Raw genomic sequence first — 19,654 nt, 5'->3', positions numbered from 1 at the left:
GGGTTACGTTTACGTCAACGTCACCACAGTGTAGCCATGAGCCCCGTTTCCCGCCCGGCCCCCGCCATAGACTCCCCAGAGGGCGCGTTCTCCGCGTCCGAGAATGAAGCCCTGCCCGAGGCCAATGCCGCCGCCGGACCGCTGTTCACCATCACCGAACTGGCCGCAGAGTTCGACATCACGCCCCGCGCCATCCGCTTCTACGAAGACATGGGCCTGCTCACCCCCGCCCGCGCCGGTCGCAACCGCGTCTATACCCAGCGGGACCGCACCCGCCTGAAACTCACCCTGCGCGGCAAACGCCTGGGCCTGTCACTGCAGGACGTGAAACAGCTGGTGGACATGTACGACAGCCAATCCGATACCGCGCCGCAATTGCGCGCATTCCTGGCCGTGCTGGACCAACACCGCCGCCAACTCCAACAGCAGTTGAGCGACATCGAGGTCACGCTGGCCGAAATCTCCCAGCATGAGGAACGCTGCTTCGCCCTGCTCGCCGACGCCGGCCACCCTACCGCCTGAGCCCCCCCTTGAAGCGGAGAGACGACCCGTCCCCGCCAGCCTAAACTGCGCGGCGATGAACGGATTGCACCTGACTGCTGACCTCACCGGCTGTGCCGACACGGCCCTGCTGGTGGACCAGCACGCCCTGGCCCACCACTGCCGCATGACCACCGAGGCTGCGGGCCTCACCGTGGTGGGCGAGCACTGGCATCGCTTCCCCGACAGCCCCGATGGCCAACCCGGCGGCATCACCGGCATGCTGCTGCTGGCCGAATCCCACGTCGCCCTTCACACCTGGCCCGAACTCGCCGCCGTGACGCTGGACGTCTACGTCTGCAACTACGGCGCCGACAACTCCGGCAAGGCCAATGCACTGATGACCCACCTCGTTGAGCACTTCCGTGCCGGCCAGGTGCAGTGGCAGCAACTGCAGCGAGGGCAGTTGGCAGGCTGATCGGTGTCAATGCCGTCCCCCACACGCAATTACGTGGCGGATTCGACAGATCAAGCGATTCCATGGCGTTGGACCGCCCACATTCAGGGTTTTCACCCACCCGCCCCGCGCACGCCTCGAAAGGCTCTCTCCTAGACTTCCGCCCATCGCCCGCGAAGACGGGTTGAAGGGAGTGATGTGACAGCCAGCAATACCCGCCGCAGGGAGGAAGACCCGTGGCATGTGCCGACGGTGCTCGAGCCGGTCGGGCCAGGCACGGAGAACCCCTCGCAGCCGTTGGCGGGCGTCCCTGTCGCCCTGCGGCTGGCCTCGGACGACGGACTCCTGCCCGACAACCGCCGCGGTACTGGTGGCACCCGTGACGACATCACCAGCCACACGACCAGCGACAACGGCGAACACACCAGCGAAATCACCAGCGAAATCGCCAGCAACCCCAGCCGCCTGCGCGATTTCCCCGGCCGGCATGCAGCCCGCCACGCCGTCGATTTCGATGACTTCGTCAGCACGCAGCCGTCCGACTGCCTCGACGACCTCCCGGCCGACTATCTCAACGACCTGCCCCCCGGCTATCTGGACAACCCATCGGGCGAGGCGCACCCGCGCGCCGATGGTTTCGTGCCCGGCTCGTCGCGCTCCGCCACAACTCCATCCACGCCTGCCAGGCGCCGCAGCGTCGCCGACCAACCGCTGGCTGCCATCACCGGCCTGTTGGCCAAACCAGTGGCTCAGACCGTGCGCTTCACCGGCACGGGCACCGAATACTTCCGCATCTGGGTCGTCAACACCCTGCTGACCCTGCTCACCCTGGGGCTCTACTCGCCCTGGGCCAAGCGCCGCAAGCAGCGCTGGTTCGCACGGCATACCTTCCTGGACGGTGAACCCTTCGATTTCCACGGCGACCCCCGCCGCATCCTGGTGGGCCGCCTGGTCGCGCTGACCCTGCTGGTGGGCTACACCCATGCGTTCCAGTGGTCGTTGTGGGCCGGCTGGGCCATGCTGGGGGTGCTCTATCTCTTCGGCCCCGCCCTGTTTGCCGGTGCCCAGCGCTTCCGCCTGGGCAACACCAGCTGGCGCGGTGTGCGCTTCGGCTTCCAGGCACGCGCTGGCGTGGTCTATGCCTCCTGCCTGCCCCTGGTCGTGGCCTGGACAGTCACCTCGGTCGGCCTGGCGGCCGGCGTCGCATCGTGGGTGGTCGGTGCGGCCGCCTTTGCGGTGGTGTTGGGCTTCCCGGTCGCCCACGGCTGGCTCAAGCGCTTCCAGCACCAGCATGCGGCCTACGGCCAGCTGCCGTTCAGCTTCGACCTGTCGGTGCGTGGGTTCTACGGGCTCTACCTGGCGATCATCGGCCTGGTGGCCCTGGTCTCCATCGGTTCGGGCCTCACCACCCTGGTACTGCTGCGAGCCCTGTCATCGACCGGCGTAGACCCGAAATCCGTCTCGGCCCTGATCAGTGTCGCCAGCGGCGCCGTGACGCTGGTGCTGGCCTGGCCCACTTACGTGGCGCGCCTGCAGCGGCTGGTGTGGCGCAATACCCGGCTGGCCGGTGGCATCGAGTTTCAGTACGACATCGACACCGCCGCCCTGGTCAAGGTGCTGGCCACCCATGGCCTGCTGGTGCTGCTCACGCTGGGCCTGTACTGGCCCTTCCTCGCCGTGCGTCTGGCCCGCCTCCGTATCGAAGCCCTGACCGTGCTGGCGGACCAACCGCTGGTCGATGTCATCGTGCAGGCGCGGCTGGCCCACCAGCACGGCGTGGTGGGTGATGCCGCCGCCGATGCCTTCGGCCTCGACCTGGGATGGTGAGCATGAGCGACGTCTATTCCACCAACGCCCGCTGGTTCGACGGCCGCGACAACCGGCCCCGGATGGCGCTGGTGCGCATCCATGGCGAGCACCTCGAACTGGTGCCCCACTTCGGGGACGACTCCTCCGGACCGCTGCCGAGCAGCAGCGGCAGCAACGCCGAAGCCGCCCGTCGCGGCCCGGCGAGCCGCTACCCCGCCGTCCCCGTGGAAGGGACGGCGCGGCAGTACGCCCGTGCCCTGCTGCAGGTGGGCGAGCGCTGGCGCGACACCCCCGTGTCTGTGCTCCTGCCCGATGGTGGTTCGGTGATGCTGAGCCCCGACAGCGCCGTGGCCAAGGCCCTGGCACCGCGCAGCCTGGCCACCCGGCTGATCGGCTGCTGGCCCGGTGTGCTGCTGAGCCTGGTGCTGCTGATCGCCCTGGTGACGTGGTTTGACCGGCAAGGCGCCGGGCTGCTGGCGAGCGCGGCCCTGCCGCTGGTGCCGGAGACGGTGGATATCGCGGTCGGTGACGCGGCGCAAACCCGGATCACCCGTCGCTGGCTGGAAAACTCCGAGCTGCCCCAGGCCCGTCGCAAGCAGTTGGAAGCACGCTTCGACGCCATGGCGGAGCGCCGCTTCCCCGGCGTGTATGCGGAACTTCATTTCGGGCGCGCACAGATCGAGATGTCCGACGGCACGCGTGACGACAGCGGGGGCTACAACGCCTTTGCCCTGCCCAACGGCACGATCTTCCTGCTCGACGGCATGGCCAACGAGCTCTCGGACGATGAGCTGATGGCCGTGCTGGCCCACGAGATTGCGCACGTGAAGTACCGCCACGTGATGCGCGGCATGGTGTCGGGCATCGGTCTTGTTGCCGTGGCACGCGTGGTGCTGGGTGACTATTCCGGCATCGCGGCCCAGGCCGTGGGCACCGTGCAGGCGCTGCACTACGGGCGGGACGCCGAACGCGAGGCCGACGCGCAGGCCCAGCGGGTGATCCGCGAGGAAGGGCTGCCGCCCGATACCCTGACCAAGGTGTGGCGCAAGCTGCAGGCCAAGGGCGGGGACGGCGATGGCGCACTGCCGGCGCTGTTGTCCACACACCCGAGCCTGCAGGAACGCATCGAGAGCGCGGAGCGCGCGATGGCGGCGCCCCGCTGAGTGCCGGCTGAAAACTAGTTCTTTCCTTCACCCGCCGTTGCGCTGCCCGCACCGGCCACCGCCGACGCCGCAGGCACCACGGGCTTGAACAGCCCCATCACATCGCGCTTGCCGCGTTCCAGGTAGGGCACGGGCTGTTCCATCCAGGCCGGCCGGGGCGCACCCAGCAGGAAGTGGTCGAAGAATTCGCCCATGTGCACCGTGTAGTGCTTCATGTGGTCGCGGTCCTTCAAGCCGTGCTTCTCGCCGTTGTAGTTGAACCAGTAGGCTTCCTTGCCCAGCCGGCGCAGCGCCGTGAAGAACTCGATGCCCTGGTACCAGGGCACGGCGTCGTCATCGTCGTTGTGGATGGTCAGGTAGGGCGTCTGCACCTTGTCCACCTGGAAGATGGGTGAGTTCTCCACATACAGGTCGGGCCGCTCCCACGGCGTCGTCCCCATGCGGCTCTGGCCATGCTCGTACTGGAAGGCACGGCTGATGCCCGCACCCCAACGGATGCCGCCGTAGCCGCTGATCATGTTGGCCATCGAGGCGCCTGCCTCGGCCGCACGGAACATGGTCGTGTGGGTGATCAGGTAGTTGATCTGATAAGCACCCCAGCTGTGGCCCTGGATGCCGATGCGCTTGGGGTCCACATGGCCCTGCGCCACCACCTGACGGATGGCCGGCAACACCGTGTTCATCGCACTGCGGCCGGGATGGCCGGTGGTGTAGACGATGTCGGGCCGCAGCACCAGGTAGCCGTTGCTCACATAGCGCGTCACGTTGATGTTCTGGCTGGGCGCCGGTGGCACGTAGCGATACCGGTTGTCCGTCATCTTCTCGTAGATGTAGACCATCAACGGATACTTCTTCGCCGGGTCGAAGTTGTCCGGCTTCGCCAGCAGGGCACGCAGCTTGCGGCCGTCGGCGGCGGTGTATTCGATCTGCTCCTGGGTGCCCCACACGAACTGGGATTGCTGGGGATTGGCCTGGCTGATCCGGCCCGGCTGGCTCAGCGGGCGGCCCAGGTCCAGGGCGGCGGTCCAGAGGTCCGGGAACTCGCTGAAGGTCTGCTGGGTGAAAACGATGCGGTCGGCGTTTTTCGCCTTGATCAGGCCGCCGATCATCTTCTGGTCCTGGATCAGCACCTTGGGCTGTCCACCGGTGGGCGCTACGCTGTAGTAGCCACTGTCGCGGGTCTGATCATGGGTGCCGGTCAGCAGCCAGGTGTCGGCCGCCAGGGGGCGCTTGTCGGCGTCCTCGGGGTCCAGGGGCACGGCGCGCAGCTGCACATGCTGGCGGCGGCCCCAGCCCTGCGTCAGGTTGGTGGCCTGGCCAGTGGTGGGCTGGATCTGCCAGAGGTCGTAGCGGTCGTAGAGCACGACGCTGTTGTCGTCCTGCGTCCAGCCCGCCATGCCATAGGGCTCGGGCAGGTCGGGCACGTCGCGTTCGTCATTGTCGAAACGCGCCGAAATGCGGGCGGTCAGCACGCGCGCGGCGCCCGTGTCCGTCTGCCAGGCCACCCAGCGGCGTTGCGGGGCTTCGAAGCCCAGCACATAGCGGCCGGTGGGAGAGAGCGTGGGGGCCTGGCGCAATTGCCGGGCGACCAGGCGAGCCTCGCCGGTCTGCAGGTTCACGGCATAGGCGTCGGTGTACTCACCGTCCCAGGAGCGCAGCGGGCGGTAGGGCAGGTCGCTCAGGCCCAGGGCCACGGTGGCGTTGTCGTTGACCTGGATGTTGGGCAGGTCCTGGCGGCCAAGCTGCACGAAGCGGGCCTGGTCCACGGTCTCGCCCAGGTGCACCACGGCGCGGTAGCTGCGCACCTTCTCGCGTTCCGCCTTGGCCTTCTGCGCGGATTGCAGCTCCGGGTCCTTCCAGTGCCAGAGGTCCACCTTGACGGGTTCGGGGGCATCGGCAGGCTCGGCCTTGGGGGTCTCGGCGGTGCCGAGGAAGAGGCGCTGACCGTCCTTGCTGAACGCCAGCGGTGCATGCTCGCTGGGGCTCCAGCTCGCCGGCATGCCGGAGGTGTCGGCGCTCACCAGCACGGCCGCCGCAGTGCTGCCGTCGCGCCAGAGGAAGACCTTGTAGGGGGTGGGATCGGGCTTGGCTTCCTTGGTGTCCTTGGCGTCGCCGGTGCCCGTGTCGCCGGTCTTGTCCTTGCCTGCGGCCTTGGCGGCCGCACGCGCCGCCAACGCATCGCGGTTGCTGACGAAGGCGAGCTGATCACCCTTGTCGGCCCACTTCAGTTGGCGATAGGTGCCTGCACCAGCGACCAGCGTCGTGACCTGGTCCGGCTGCAGCGGGTCCAGCAGGTAGACACCTTCGCGGGCACCAGCGTCCGGCGTGCCCGCGCGGGTCGGGGTGGATCCAGTGGTTTCGGCGGTGAGAGGGACCACGCTGCGCGAAGCCGTGCCGCTGGCGCTGTCGGTGTCGGCGGGCTTGCGTTTGGCGGCCGGCGTTTCCTTCACCGACACGGTATAGGCCAGTCGGCGGCCGTCATCGGACCAGGCGAAGTCCGCCACGTCACGCACCGTATGGCGGCTGCGGGTGGCAGCCTCGATGAGGATCAGGTCCGTACCGGGGGTCTTCTTCGCGGCGGCACCGGGGGCGGCGTCGGCCGCGGCTTCCTGGTCGATGGGCGAGGCCATGCCGCCGATGACGTCGTTATCGGCCACCTCGTCCGCGCCGTGGGCGTCGCTGTCATCGGTCGAAGCAACGAGGGCGTCATCCGTCTTTTGCGTGGCGGCGTCCTTGGCTGTCTCCTTCTTGCCTGGCGCGGTCTCCAGCAGCAGGGCCAGTACATGACCACCCTCCTTGGGCCAGGCCAGACGCTTGACGCGTTCCACGATCTCGACCTGGCCGGTGGCGAGGTCCATGAGCGCTGCACCCGCCTTGGGGGCGTCATCGCCCTTTTTCTTGTCCTTCTTGGCCTGGTCGAGGGCGGCACGGGTCGGCTGCACGGCAAAGGCCAGGTAACGACCATCGGCACTGAAGCTTGGGGCGGTGCCGCGCGCGGCCCGCCATTCACGGCCATCGGTCAGGTGGCGGACCACGAGTTCACCGTCCGCCTCCTGCGCCACCAGGGCATAGGCCGCCCATTGGCCATCGCGGCTGAGCTGGGTGCCCTGGATGCTGCGCCAGTTGGCGTAGACGTCATAGGTGAGGGGCCGGGTGGCCGACACGGGCACCGCCGTGGCGGCCGCGGCCGCTGCCGCCGCCACAGGCTTGAGCGTCAGGGCGGGCGCATGGCGCTCCAGTGTGGCGGCCGTCAATGCCGCCGGCATCGCCGAGAGGGCGAAGGGCAGGGCCACAGCGAGGGCCTTCAATGCGGGCAGGGCGGACAGGGAGGGGCGGAGCAGTGAAGTCATGAACCGGAGGTCGAAGCCGCAGGACGGGCAGAGGCAGAGGATCGCCCGTTATATCAATCGACACCGTTTCTGGAACAAAGGCATTCCCGAGGGACATGCAATGCACGGTCGATTGGCGGACCGAGTGTGCGGAGCGCGGGTGGGTTTCATCCTTCCTGGATGAGCAACGCGTTCAACCAGTTTTGCAGGGCCTGGATCTCCTCCATGCTGACCTCATGACCCATGGGGTAGGTCTGCCACTGGACCGGATAGTTCAGCCGCTGCAGTTCGTCGAGGCTGGCCTGGGCGCGGGCCGGGGCGACGATGGGGTCGTTGTCGCCGTGGGCCAGGAAAATCGGGGTGGCCGCGTTGGCCGGGTGGCGCTCCTGTTCGGTGCTGTCGAGCAGGGGGAGGTAGCCCGACAGGCCAACGAGGCCCGCCAGGCGGTGGGGGTAGCGCAGGCCGGTGAGCAGGGTCATGGCGCATCCCTGCGAGAAGCCCATGAGCACAATGCGTTCAGGCGGGATGCCGCGTTCACGCCCTTCGCGTTCGATCAGCTCGTTCACCAGCAACTGTGAACGCCGCAGGCCCTCGGCATCTTCGCGCTGGCGCAGGTCGCCATGGCGGATGTCGTACCAGGCACGCATACGCATGCCGTTGTTGATGGTGACCGGGATGGTCGGCGCCGTGGGGAGCACAAAACGCAGCCCGCCCTTGGCCAGCACCGGGCTCAGATCAAGCGCCTGACACACCGGGACGAAGTCGTTGCCGTCCGCGCCCAGGCCATGCAGCACGATGATGCTGAAGCGCGGCGTTTCGCGGGTTTGCAGTTCGATGGTTTCGAGGGCCATGGTGAGGGGGTCCTGAGATGAGTGTCATGCGATGAGCGCATGCTAGTGCAATGAAGGGCAACGAACGCCAACGAAGGCCAACGAAGCATCAAGGCCCGAGCGCAAAACGCCTGACGCCTTTCGTCACGCAATGTGTCGCGGCCCGCTGCAGTTGATCGGAAGCGGATGGCCGAAAAAACGGGGGTCGATACGCTGCGAAGCATCAACGGAAAGAAGCCGATCCCCGGCCCTCACCGCACACCAAGGAGCCCCCCTCCATGTCCGCCAGCGAAGAACTCCAAAAACTTGCCGACCTGCATCAGCGCGGCATCCTCAGCGACGAGGAATTTGCACAGGCCAAGGCGCGTGTGCTGGGCGGGGACTACGCCCACAGCGCGGGTGCCAACGCCAGTTCAAGCGCCAGCTCAAATGCAGGTGCCTATGCCAGCACCGCGCCACGCGCCCCTGCGGTGGACGCCATCAACGCACTGCGCCGCAGCCGCTACGACCGTTGGCTGGGCGGTGTGTGCGGCGGCATCGCGCGGTTGAGCGGTTTGCCGTCGTGGTTCTGGCGCATTGTGTTCGTGCTCCTGGTGGCCTGCGCCGGCAGCGGCTTCCTGCTGTACCTGCTGCTGTGGATCTTCGTTCCGCAGGAGGACTGAGCCCCAGCGCAGCAGGGCATCGCCTTGCACGGGCCTGGGCCTGCGCAGGCGCTGCATCGCGCGCTACTGCCGGCAACGGCCGTAACGGCCGCTACTGCCGCAAAGGCCGCTACTGCCGCAAAGGCCGCAAAGGCCGCAAAGGCAGCTACCGCCAGCCCTTCAGCAAGTAGGCCGACCCCAGCCAGCGCCGCTCCACCTCGGCGCTGGCCAGGCGCGGTGCCAGGTCATGCCAGGGGCAGTCCAGCCGCTGCGGCGAGATGATGGAGTGCATGGCGGCGCCCATCACAAAGAGGTTGCTCAGTGGCCACCACGGGGCTGCCCACACCAGGCCTGCCGCCACCACGCGGGCCCCCGGCTTCAGCGCGCCCAGCACCCGGGACAAGCCCAGCGGTTGCTGCAAGGCGTCGTGCGTGAAGAAGAACAGCGCGGCGTCGGCGCTCCCTGGCGCCACCAGCGTCTCCAGGGGCGCTTCCTCCACCGTGCTGTCGACGAAGTCGATGGGCGTGCGCCATGCCGCCACGGCGGCCCTGCGCCGCGCCTGCGACATCATGGCCGTGCAGGGCTCGATGGCAATCACGCGGCCCCGCTCGCCCACGGCCTGCGTCAGCGCCGGAAGGCTGAGCCCCGTGCCGCCGCCCACATCCAGCACCGTCTGCCCCGGCGCCAGCTCGAGCGCAGCGATGGCCTCACGACGCAGCGGCGCTACCGGCATCAGCTCGTAGTCATACACCGCCGCACGGCGTGTGTACAAGGCCTGCAGGCGCTCGATGGACAAGCTCATCGTGGGTTCCTTCCCCTTGATTCAAGGCGCCCTGCAACACGCAAGCACCTCGGCTCGCGGGAGTGATGCAGAGCTTCCCTAGCTTCGCCATGGCGTCGGCGCCCGTCAAGCGTGTTCTCGGCGTCTGCTTCCGCAGAAAAATCAGTTCACTGGCGCGGGACCCCCGTTCAACCGGCATGCGTACGCGCCCGCGTGGTGCCGTGCGGCGGCGGGTGTGTCACGCCATCGTCATGAGCGGCCGGAACAATGCCCGGCCATGTTTGCCCAACGCTTTGCAGGCATGACGCTTGCTCATCGCCGCCTCCGCCTGCCGGTGGCCCTGTCACGAGTCACGCTGCTGACCACACTCCTGGTTCTCCTGCCGGGCATCACCGGCATGGAGGCCGCCAAGGCCGCACAAGCGTCCGCACCAAAAACCGCACAAGAGGCGGCACATGAGGCGGCACAAGAGCCGGCACAAGCGCCAACGCCGCCCCTGGAACTCAAGTTTGCCCAGTTTTTCCGCCAGCCCGTGGGGGACCATGGCCTGGCGCTGTCCGAGGCGCTCCTGGCCGCCAATGGCCGCGAGGTTCGTCTCGTGGGCTACATGGTGGCCCAGGAGCTGCCCAAGGCCGGGCGCTTCTGGCTCACCCCACGCCCGGTACGCATGAGCGAACACGCCGACGGCGAAGCCGACGACCTGCCCCCCGCCACCGTGACCGTGCAACTGGACCCCGCCCAGCAGGACCGCCTGGTCGCTCATCGCGACGGCCTGCTGGTGCTGACCGGCCGCCTGCGCGTCGGGCGTTTCGAAGATGACACCGGGCGCGTGTCCTGGATCCGCCTGGAACTGCCCCCGCAAGCCCTGGAGGCCCAGCCGGGCACCACGTCTCCCTCTCCATCTGTCACCCCCCATCCATGAAACACCTCCCCACCTTGCTGGCGACCGCCAGTGCCCTCCTGGCGGCGGCCACCGTCCAGGCCGCGCCCACGGTCACACGGCTGACCCCACCCAGCGAGCTGTTCGCCAGCGGCCAGCCGGAACCCGTCATCGCGCGCTTCCTGCCCGGCCAACGCTTCGACCTGCAGGCCACCGTCAAGCCGGATGCCGGCCAGCGCATCACGGCCGCCCGCTTCTTCATCGACGGCAAGCCGGTCGACGCCACCGTGGCGCTGCGTGATTGCGCCAGTGGCTGCGTGAAGGGCCTGGCCGCCGAGACTGCCATCGCCACGGTGCGAGCGGTGAGCCTGGACAAGGCCGGCCGCCATGAGTTGCGCATCGAAGCCACGCAGGCCGACGGCCAGACCGCCAGCGCCCGGGGCGACTTCGACGTGGTGCCCTTCTCCACCGCCATGGGTCCCAAGGTGAAGAACGTGATCATCCTGCTGGGCGACGGCATGGGCGCTGCCCAACGCACTGCCGCCCGCATCGTGAAGGGGGGCTATGCGCAGGGCAAGGTCATCACGCCGCTGGCGATGGACACCTTCCCCGCAACGGCGCTGGTCAAGACCGCATCGCTGAATTCGGTGGTCACGGATTCGTCGCCCGGCATGACGTCCTACGTCTCCGGCAACAAGAACAACAACAATGAAGAGGGCGTGTTCCCCGACGACACGACCGATGCCTTTGACAATCCGCGCGTCGAATACCTTTCCGAGTATCTGCACCGCACCGAGGGCAAGGCACTGGGCATCGTGACCACCGCCGATGTGTTTGACGCCACGCCCGCCGGCAACGCCGTGCACACCAGCAACCGGGGCGCGGGCACCGGCATCGTGGACCAGTTCTTCGACGACCGCAGCCGCACCGGCCTGACCGTCCTGCTGGGCGGTGGCCGCAAGTGGTTCCTGCCCGCCGGCACCCCTGGCTCCGAACGTGCCGAGTCCAACGACTACGCGTTCTCCAGCACCGACGCCCACACCGCCGAGATCGTCAAGCGCTGGGGCGCCGCCCCTGGCAACAAGGACAAGGACCGCGACCTGATCAAGGCGTTTCAGGATGCCGGCTACCGCTACGCACCGACCCGCACCGAACTCGCCGCCGCCGAAGGCGCGGACAAGCTGCTGGGCCTGTTCGCGTTCTCCAACATGAACGTGGCGCTCGACAAGATCGACGGCCGCCGCGGCGCGAAAAAGGGCATCACCGGCACGGTGGTGGACGACTACGGCTTCCCCGATCAGCCGATGCTCGACGAGATGGCCCGTGCCGCCCTCGGCACGCTGAAGAAGCAGCCCAAGGGCTTTGTGCTGATGATCGAAGGCGCCTCCATCGACAAGCAGGCCCACAACATGGACACCGAGCGCTGGATGCTGGACACGATCGAGTTCGATCGCGCCGTGCAGGTGGCGCAGGACTTCGCCCGCGAGAACGGCGACACGCTGGTCATCGTCACCGCCGACCACGAATGCTCCGGCGCCGCACTGATCGGCGGCTCCATGCTGAGCGACCTGGCGCTGCAGGAAGCCATCCAGAAGAAGGGCGCGGCCCACCTGCGCGACAAGGTGGTGGGCGTGTACGAGAAGGCCGGCTTCCCGCGTTACCGCCTGGCCGCCGACGGCTACCCCGAGGCCACCGACATCGATTACCGCCTGCTGGTGGGCTACGGCGCCAATGCGGACCGGTATGAAGACTGGCGCACCAACACCACGCCGCTGCGTGATCCGCAGCAGCCGCTGGCCAAGAGCGAGCCGCTGAAGTGGTACCCGCCCAACCCGTCCGAGCGGGATGACGCCCTGGGCGACTACCTGGTGACCGGCCAGGTGCCCGGCGAGTCGGCGGTTCATACGGCCACGGACATCCCGCTGTCGGCCTTTGGCCCCGGCGCGCTGGCCTTCACCGGCGTGATCGACAACACCGATGTGTTCTTCAAGCTGGCCCAGGCCGCCGTGAAGGGCACCACGGCACCGGCCGATGCCTCCGGTGCCAAGCGGCCTGCGCGCACCGCACGCTGAGCAGGTCGGCACCCCGACCCAGGGCCGCAAGCGCGTGCTTGCGGCCTTTTTCATTGCGGCGCGCCCCCCAGCGCGCGGATGAGCGCAATGCGATTCTCCAGCTCGGCCTGCCGCAGGCGGATCAGCTCGTTGTCCTGCGCGAAGAGATTGCGCTGCGCATCCAGTTCTTCCAGGTAGCCGGCATAACCCGCCTCGTAGCGGTCATGCGCGTACTGCAGGGAGCGGGCCAGCACATCCCGCCGCTCCATCGCGTAACGGCGCTGCTCCGCCAGCCGGTCCAGGCCGGCCAATGCGTTCTCGACCTCCGCCAGCGCCGTCAGCACACGGGCGCGGTAGTTGAAGGCCGCCTGGTCGCGCTGCGCCGTGGCCGCGTCGAACTGGGCCTGCAGCCGGCCCGCGTCGAACAGTGGTGCCAGCACACTGGCCCCGATGGACCAGACCCGGATCGGGTCATAGTCCAGCGCATCGATGTAGAGCTTGCCTGCGGTGGCGCTGAGGTTGACCTGCGGCAGGAAGGCGCTGCGGCGAGCCGCCAGCGTGGCGTCCGTGGCGGCCAGCTGGCGAGCCGCCTGGACCAGGTCCGGCCGCCGTTCCAGCAGTGCCGACGGCATGGAGGCCGGGGGCGCCGGCAGCGCCATGCGGTCAAACGCCAGCCCACGCGGCTGCTCGCGGGCCGTATCGCCCACCAGCAAGGCCAGCGCCTGCTCCTGGCGGCGGATGGCCAGTGCCAGCTGAGGGATGGCCTGCGCCACCGAGGCGTATTCCGCCTGTGCCTGCGTCAATTGCAGCTGTGAGATGTAGCCCACCCGCGCCTGGTCCTGCGCCAGCCGCAGCGCTTCCTGGCGAGACGCCAGCGTGGCGCGGGAAAGGGCCAGTTGCGCATCGAGCGCCAGCATGGCCACATAGGACTGCACCGTGGCCGCAGAGACGCTCAGCGCTGCGCCCTGGCGCTCCGCTTCGCTGGCTTGCAGCCGCAACTCGGCGGAACGGGTCAGGTCACGGCTACGCCCCCACAGGTCCAGCTCCCAGCTGGCCGCCAGCGTCGGCTGCACCAGGTGGGTCTGGGAGATGCCCGTGACCTGCAGCGTGCGCGAGGCCTGGTAGGGAAGCTGCAGGTTGCCGGCAGGTCCCTCCGCCGCGCGGCTGGCACCCAGCGCGGCGCGGGCCTCTTCCCATCGAGCGCCCGCCAGCAGCAGGTCGCTGTTGTGGTCCAGCGCGCGGTCCACCAGCGCGTTGAGGACCGGGTCCTGGAAGGATTCCCACCAGGGGGAGACACCGTGTCTGGCAGCGGCCGTTGCGGAGTCGGCGCCCGCTGGCGTGGGGAGAGAAGAGGCCGGGGCCGCCGAGGCGCCAACGGCGGAGGCCGGCGGGTTGCGCCAGCTCGCCGGTATCGCCACATGCGCGGCCTCAGGCGCCGGCCGGATCACCGGTGCGCACCCGCTGAGCCCAGCGGCCGTCATGGCGAACAGGCCGGCGAACAGGCCGGCGCACAGAGCCGCAGTGCCGGGCCTCATCGGGAGGCCCCGGATGCCGCAGCTCCGGGGGCAGAGGCGGCCGTATCCACACTCACCACCACCGACATGCCTGGCCGCAGGCGCGACGCCATGGGCTGGTCCGGATCCAATGCAATACGCACCGGCAGCCGTTGCACAACCTTGGTGAAATTGCCGGTCGCGTTGTCCGCCTTCAGCACGCTGAATTCCGAGCCGGTGGCTGGGGCGATCTGCTGGATGCGCCCGGTGAAGCGCACGTCCTTCAGTGCATCCGCCTTGAAGTGCACCGGCTGTCCGATGTCCATGTGCCCGGTCTGCGTCTCCTTGAAGTTCGCCACCACCCACAGCTGCTTCGGTACCAGGAACAGCAACTGCGACCCCGCCGTCACGTACTGCCCCAGCCGAACCGACACCTCGCTCACCTGACCGTCCGCCGGTGCCTTCACCACCGTGTTGGCCAGGTTGATCTGCGCCTGCGCCAATTGCGCCTCGGCCGCTTCCACCTGCGCCCGCAGGCTGGCGCGGCCCACCGTGGTGGCCTTGACGCGCTCCTCGCCAATACGGATGTCGGCGCGGGCTTTTTCCACATTGGCCTGTGCCAGCCGATGGCTGCTGCGCACGCGGTCGCGTTCATTGAGCGAGACCGACCCGCGCTGGGCCAGATCCTCCACCCGCGCCAGCTCCGCGTCCGAGCGCGCCAGCTCCCCTTCGGCCGATGTCATCGTCGCGCGAGAGGCCCCCAAGGTGGCCTGGTTCTGGGCCTGGTTCTGCGCGAAGTTCTCCAGTTGTGCCGTGGCATTGGCCCGCTGCGCATCGGCCAGCGCCACGGCGGCCACATACAGCCGGTCATCGATGCGCACCAGCGGCTGGCCGGCCCGTACATCCTCGAAGTCCTTCACCAGCACCTCCACCACGTAGCCGTTCACCTGGGGTGCCAGCACCGTCACGGCACCGCGCACATAGGCGTTGTCCGTGGTCTCGAGGCTGCTGTCGAAAGGGCCGATTTCCCAGGCACGCAGGATCAGCGTCACGCCCACGAGGAGCACCACCAGCATCAGGACGATGGCGGTGGGCGAAGCCTTGAGATATTTGGGCGGCGGCGCTGCCCCCTCGCCATCCGTCGGCAGCGCGATGTTGGCGCCGGCCGTTTCTGCCGCCGATGCCGCCAGCGCCACGCCAGCTGACGTGGGGGCGGGCGCCGGCGGGTAGCCGGGCGGATGAGCCGGAGGCGGCAGGGGCGCCGCAGGCTCGTTGCCGGGAGCTGAAGGCGGCGTAGAGGTCATGTGGCGGGGCCCTGGACGACGGATGTGGAAGAAGCTGCCTCACGACGCCGGGCCCAGGCGGTACGGCCCAGCAGCGCCAGCAGCCACAGCAGGAAGGCCACCGCCGTCATGGCGCTGAACATGAAGACATCGTTGTAGGCCCGGACGTTGGATTCCCGCCGCGCCACCTGGGCCAATTGGGCCGCGCCTTGCGCCGCACGCAGCGTCGGGTCGGCCATCACGCCCGACAGCGCGGCGCCCTGCGCGGCCAGCCGTTGCGCCACCTGCGGATCGGTCCGGCTCATGGTGGCCACCAGCGCGGCGGAGAACTCGTGCTCCCGCTGCAACTGGTAGGTGTTGAGCAGCGCCGAGCCCATCAACCCACCCAGCGTCTGCGTGATGGAGAACATCACCGAAAACGTCACCATGTAGGCCGGCCCGTTCTTGAGCGCCTGGCCGATGCCGATCAGCATCAGCGGGCCCATGAACATGCCGGCCCCCACCGACAGCAGGAACTGGCTGAGGTAGAAATCATGCGGGCGGTCCAGGCTGGTGCGGTGGTGGTCCATCAACCCCGCCACCGCAAACAGCACGATGGAGACCAGGATCTGCGGCACCAACGTCTTGGGCGTGAAGGTGATGGAACAACCCAGCATGCCGATGACCATGCCGGCCAGCACCACTGCAAACAACGGCTGCAGCTGGTCCGGCCCCATGCCCAGCGCGCGCAGGAAATTCACCGCACCCACCGATTGCTCGGCCGTCAGGAAGCGCAGGATCAACGCGCCCAGCACAAATCGCAGCGTCACGCCGTTGGCGAACCAGCGGGTCTGGATCAAGGGGTTGGCCCGGTGGTGCTCGATGAACACCGCCAGCACCACCAGCACCAGGGCGGCCACCAACAGCCATGCCAGCCAGGCGGCATCCAGCCACCAATGCAGATAACCCTGCACCAACACCGCCACCACCATGGCCACGGCCGGTGCCATGAGGGTGAACGTGAGGAAGTCCAGCGGCTCGAAGACCTTGAGTTGCACCCCGGGCGGCAGCTTGAGCATGACCACGGCGGCGAAGCTGCACAAGGCCAGGCCGGCTTCGAACAGATAGAGGTTGTGCCAGGAGCCGGCCCCCTGGTTCAACAGCGCCGGGGACACCACCCAGGCCAACGGTGCCGCCAATTGCCCGATGCCCACACCGATCACCAGCATCTTGCCGGTGTGGGTGCGAGGCATGCTCTGCAGCATGTAGAGCAGGCACAGGGTGCTGCAGGCGGCGCCCGCCAGCCCGCTGCCGGCACGCACCATCAGGGTGGTGGCAAAGCTGCCCACCAGCAGATGCAGCAAGGTAAGGACCGCATAGATGCCCAGGCCGATCTCGGCAAACCAGCGCATGCCGAACTGCTGGCGGCATTTGAAGACCAGCAGGTTGGCCGTGACGTTGACCATCACATAGGCCGCCGACAGCCAGGCGCCCTCGGAAGGTGTCAGCCCGAGCTGACCCTGCAGCACTGGCAGATTGGCCGTCACCAGCCCGCTGCCCAGCGCGCCGGTGATACCCACCAGCACGGCCACCAGTGCATACGCTGCCCGCCGCCACGGCGGGTGCCAGGGCATGGAGGGCGACCCCGGCATGGAGGGCTTTTCATGCTCCTGCCAGTCCGGGAGGGGCCGCAGCGGCACGGGCTGCGGCGCAGGCGGTTTGATCGGTACGGAAGCCGTGGCCAAGGACCTCACCTGTCTGGGTTGTCAGGACCGGGGAACCGCCCCCATTATTCAAAAGCGGCGCCCGGCCGCAAGCCTTTACTCATAGGTGGGCCATGGGTCGGGGACGCCCGCGGGGCTGGCCACTGGATCGGTGGCAGCCGGACGCGCCATCCAGCGTTCTGCCGCCCGCACCAGGCAGACCGCCGAAGCCCCGGCCCGCTGCGCGGCCTCCACCTGCGACGGCGCGAGGATGCCGCCAATCGCCACCACCGGGCGGCCCGCCATCCGGGCCCACCAGCGCAGTTGCGCCAGTCCCTGCGGCAGCCAGGGCATGTCCTTGGTGGTCGTGGGCCACACCGGCCCGCAGGCGATGTAGGTGGGGGAGACCGCGCGCGCACGGCACAGTTCCCACAGGCTGTGGCTGGAGAGACCGAGCTTCAGCATGCCCGCCTGACAGCGCGTCCACAGGTCGTGGCGCTCCGGCAGCGTCAGGGTGGTCCAGTCCTCCTGGCCCAGATGCAGGGCGCGCGCCCCTTCCTCCAGCGCCAGCCGCCAGTGGTCATTGATCCAGAGCGTGGTGTCGAGGCCTTCCACCGCGCCAAGCGCCGCGCGGATGCTGTCGCGTAGCGGCAGCGGGGCGGAGTCGCCCTGAGCAGGCTTGGCCGCCTGCTTGATGCGCAGTTGGATATGCGCAAAATGCCCCGATGCTGCCAGCGCGGGGATGCGGGCGGACTGGTCGGTGATGGCGTACAGCCCAGGTCTGAAGTCCGCACTTGATCCGCGTTGTGATGGCGCTATCGATGGCCCTTGAGACGGTGGATGCCATGGCGTCTGCGTTTGCGTCGATGGCTGCAAGGGCTTGTGCTGCGCCGGTTCCAGTCGCTGCTGCAGCGCTTGGGTCCACCGCTGCATCAACAAGTCCGAGAGCACCTCTTCGTCCGCCTGTCCCATCACCGGCAGGGCGGCCGGATCGTTGATGAAGGCAGGGGACGGGCGCAGCGGGCCCGCGCCCGCACCGGCGGCATGACCGTCGCGCAGAGCCGTCCAGGCCAGCATCTTGGCCAGGATGACCGCATCCGGCACCGGGAACCCGCGTGCCAGCGCTGCCGCCGCCGCCGTGGCAAAGGTGCAGCCCGATCCGTGATGGTGCAGCGCCTGCCCGGGCTCGGCCGTCAGCCGGGGCAGCGCGATCCAGCCGCTGGCCATTGGCGAATCCAGCCAGTCGAGCGCCAGTGCCGTGCCTTGCGAGGTGTCGTCGCCCCCGGTGATGCAGACGGCCTGGGCCCCCAGTTGCCGCAACCGCCGCGCCAACTCCGGCACGCCACACTGGCCTGCGGCAACGCCCAGCAGCCGTTCCGCCTCACGGCGGTTGGGGGTGACCAGGGCCGCCTGGGGCAACAACTGGTGGCGATAGGCCGCCAGCAGCGCGTCATCGCAAAACGCGGCGCCTCCCGCGCTGGCGCCCAGCACCGGGTCCACCACCAGGCAGGCGTCCTCCCGCTGGGCCAGCAGCACATCCACCGCCGCCGCGCTGGCCAGCAGGCCGGTCTTGATCACCCGCGCCGGCAGGTCGGCGCGCAGTGCCTGCAGTTGCGCGCGCAAGGCGGCCGCCGCCACGGGATGGACCGCCTGCACACCCATCGAGTTCTGGGCCGTGATGGCGGCCACGACGGTGCACAGGTGCACGCCCATGGCCGAGGCAGCGCGGGTGTCGGCGGCCAGGCCTGCGCCGCCGCCGCTGTCGGTGCCCGCCACGCTCCAGACCACCGCCGGGGTCGCCGCGCCGGCCCATGGGGTGAGTGATTCCTGCCACGGATCCACGGTGCCCGCCCAGGGCGAGGGGAGTGACGGGTGCGGCCACAACCGGGGGAGATCGGTGGGCGTGGCCCGGGCTGTCATGTCGTTGATGTCGAACACTGCACGGCGCATCGGCATCAGGCGTCTCCCAGCAGGAACGCATGCCCGCTCACCGGCGTGCTGGCCACGGCCATGGACTGCGGCGCCATCAGGCCGGCGCGCCACGCCTGCCGTCCGGCCCGGATGGCGTCCCGGAATGCGCCGGCCATGGCGACCGGGTCCTGGGCGTGGGCCACCGCGCTGTTCAGCAGTACCGCGTCATAACCCAGCTCCAGGGCCTGCGCGGCCTGGGAGGGGGCGCCGATGCCCGCGTCCACGATCAGCACCGTGTCCGGCAGCCGCTCGCGCAGCGTGCGCAGCCCCTGCAGATGCAGCAGGCCCTGCCCGGAGCCGATGGGGGCGCCCCAGGGCATCAGCAGCGGGCAACCGGCATCCAGCAGGCGCCGGCCCAGCACCAGGTCTTCGGTGCAGTAGGGGAAGACCACAAAACCCTCGCGCGCCAGCGCGGTGGCAGCGGCCAGCAGTTCGAACGGGTCGGGCTGCAGCGTGTGCTCGTCACCCACCACCTCCAGCTTGATCCACGGCGTGTCGTAAAGCTCGCGGGCCATATGTGCCAGCGCCACGGCTTCGTGGGCGCTGCGGCAGCCGGCGGTGTTGGGCAGCAGCCGCGCGCCGCGTGCGCGTGCGGCCGCCAGTGCATGCGCCAGCGCGCCGTTGTCGCCACTGTGCAGCGTGCGTTTGAGGCCAACGGTGAGCACCTCGCTGCCCGAAGCCTCGATGGCGGCGCGCAATACGGCCGGGCTGGGGTGGCCGGCGGTGCCGAGGAAGAAGCGGCTGCTCAGGGTGGCGCCGCCGATCCGCAGGGGATCCGGTGAGTCCGGGAACAAGGACGGCATG

The 19,654-nt window shown here is 68.9% G+C and carries 15 protein-coding genes; 7 read left to right on the top strand and 8 right to left on the bottom strand.

Features of this window, described 5'->3' with window-relative positions:
* The first annotated feature begins 36 nt into the window (after window positions 1–36).
* The 4 genes from BMY53_RS06995 to BMY53_RS06980 all read left to right on the top strand — a co-directional run bounded on the left by BMY53_RS06995 (window position 37) and on the right by BMY53_RS06980 (window position 3,909).
* Window positions 37–522 (top strand): MerR family transcriptional regulator, encoded by a 486-nt coding sequence (locus BMY53_RS06995; protein ID WP_092944989.1) that lies wholly within the window; start codon window positions 37–39, stop codon window positions 520–522.
* 55 nt (window positions 523–577) lie between these two features.
* The gene (speD, locus tag BMY53_RS06990) at window positions 578–958 is read left to right on the top strand and encodes an adenosylmethionine decarboxylase (RefSeq protein ID WP_092944987.1); all 381 of its coding nucleotides are present in this window, start codon (window positions 578–580) and stop codon (window positions 956–958) included.
* A 177-nt stretch (window positions 959–1,135) separates the two neighbouring features.
* Entirely contained in the window at window positions 1,136–2,764 is a 1,629-nt protein-coding gene (locus BMY53_RS06985) for a YjgN family protein (protein ID WP_092944985.1), read from the top strand.
* A 2-nt stretch (window positions 2,765–2,766) separates the two neighbouring features.
* Window positions 2,767–3,909, top strand: a complete 1,143-nt coding sequence (locus BMY53_RS06980) for a M48 family metallopeptidase (RefSeq protein ID WP_177200767.1) — start codon at window positions 2,767–2,769, stop codon at window positions 3,907–3,909.
* Between the two features lie 14 nt (window positions 3,910–3,923).
* On the opposite strand, the gene BMY53_RS06975 is transcribed toward BMY53_RS06980, so the two are convergent.
* Together BMY53_RS06975 and BMY53_RS06970 are read right to left on the bottom strand one after the other, a co-directional pair.
* The gene (locus tag BMY53_RS06975; RefSeq protein WP_143073969.1) at window positions 3,924–7,259 is read right to left on the bottom strand and encodes a S9 family peptidase; all 3,336 of its coding nucleotides are present in this window, start codon (window positions 7,257–7,259) and stop codon (window positions 3,924–3,926) included.
* A 146-nt stretch (window positions 7,260–7,405) separates the two neighbouring features.
* Window positions 7,406–8,089, bottom strand: coding sequence for an alpha/beta hydrolase (locus BMY53_RS06970; RefSeq protein ID WP_092944979.1), 684 nt, complete (start codon window positions 8,087–8,089; stop codon window positions 7,406–7,408).
* 257 nt (window positions 8,090–8,346) lie between these two features.
* On the opposite strand from BMY53_RS06970, the gene BMY53_RS06965 reads away from it, so the two are divergent.
* Window positions 8,347–8,730: a PspC domain-containing protein gene (locus BMY53_RS06965; protein ID WP_092944977.1), complete on the top strand. Its 384-nt coding sequence runs from the start codon at window positions 8,347–8,349 to the stop codon at window positions 8,728–8,730.
* Window positions 8,731–8,875: 145 nt separating this feature from the next.
* Here BMY53_RS06965 and BMY53_RS06960 read toward each other — a convergent pair whose 3' ends face one another.
* Window positions 8,876–9,511, bottom strand: coding sequence for a class I SAM-dependent methyltransferase (locus BMY53_RS06960; protein ID WP_092944975.1), 636 nt, complete (start codon window positions 9,509–9,511; stop codon window positions 8,876–8,878).
* 256 nt (window positions 9,512–9,767) lie between these two features.
* Between BMY53_RS06960 and BMY53_RS06955 the strand changes: the two genes are divergently transcribed.
* Both BMY53_RS06955 and BMY53_RS06950 read left to right on the top strand, forming a co-directional pair.
* Window positions 9,768–10,412, top strand: a complete 645-nt coding sequence (locus tag BMY53_RS06955) for a hypothetical protein (protein WP_092944973.1) — start codon at window positions 9,768–9,770, stop codon at window positions 10,410–10,412.
* Complete coding sequence (locus BMY53_RS06950; RefSeq protein ID WP_092944971.1) at window positions 10,409–12,442, top strand: alkaline phosphatase; 2,034 nt, start codon at window positions 10,409–10,411, stop codon at window positions 12,440–12,442. Before BMY53_RS06955 ends, BMY53_RS06950 begins: the two co-directional genes overlap by 4 nt.
* A 50-nt stretch (window positions 12,443–12,492) precedes the next feature.
* On the opposite strand, the gene BMY53_RS06945 is transcribed toward BMY53_RS06950, so the two are convergent.
* The 5 genes from BMY53_RS06945 to BMY53_RS06925 form a co-directional block, all read right to left on the bottom strand.
* On the bottom strand, window positions 12,493–13,956 hold the full coding sequence (locus BMY53_RS06945; RefSeq protein WP_255370060.1) for an efflux transporter outer membrane subunit: 1,464 nt from the start codon (window positions 13,954–13,956) through the stop codon (window positions 12,493–12,495).
* Complete coding sequence (locus BMY53_RS06940; protein WP_092944969.1) at window positions 13,953–15,218, bottom strand: HlyD family secretion protein; 1,266 nt, start codon at window positions 15,216–15,218, stop codon at window positions 13,953–13,955. Before BMY53_RS06940 ends, BMY53_RS06945 begins: the two co-directional genes overlap by 4 nt.
* Window positions 15,215–16,921, bottom strand: a complete 1,707-nt coding sequence (locus tag BMY53_RS06935; RefSeq protein ID WP_404947857.1) for an MFS transporter — start codon at window positions 16,919–16,921, stop codon at window positions 15,215–15,217. The genes BMY53_RS06940 and BMY53_RS06935 overlap by 4 nt, the downstream gene beginning before the upstream one ends.
* 75 nt (window positions 16,922–16,996) lie before the next feature.
* Entirely contained in the window at window positions 16,997–18,835 is a 1,839-nt protein-coding gene (locus tag BMY53_RS06930; RefSeq protein WP_092944967.1) for a bifunctional hydroxymethylpyrimidine kinase/phosphomethylpyrimidine kinase, read from the bottom strand.
* Window positions 18,835–19,653: a thiazole synthase gene (locus BMY53_RS06925; protein WP_092944965.1), complete on the bottom strand. Its 819-nt coding sequence runs from the start codon at window positions 19,651–19,653 to the stop codon at window positions 18,835–18,837. The genes BMY53_RS06930 and BMY53_RS06925 overlap by 1 nt, the downstream gene beginning before the upstream one ends.
* Between the last annotated feature and the right edge of the window lies 1 nt (window position 19,654).

This window comes from Roseateles sp. YR242 (assembly GCF_900109745.1).
Lineage (GTDB): Bacteria > Pseudomonadota > Gammaproteobacteria > Burkholderiales > Burkholderiaceae_C > Roseateles.
Note: the sequence above shows the minus strand (reverse complement) of the source record. Positions and strands in the feature narration are given on the sequence as shown.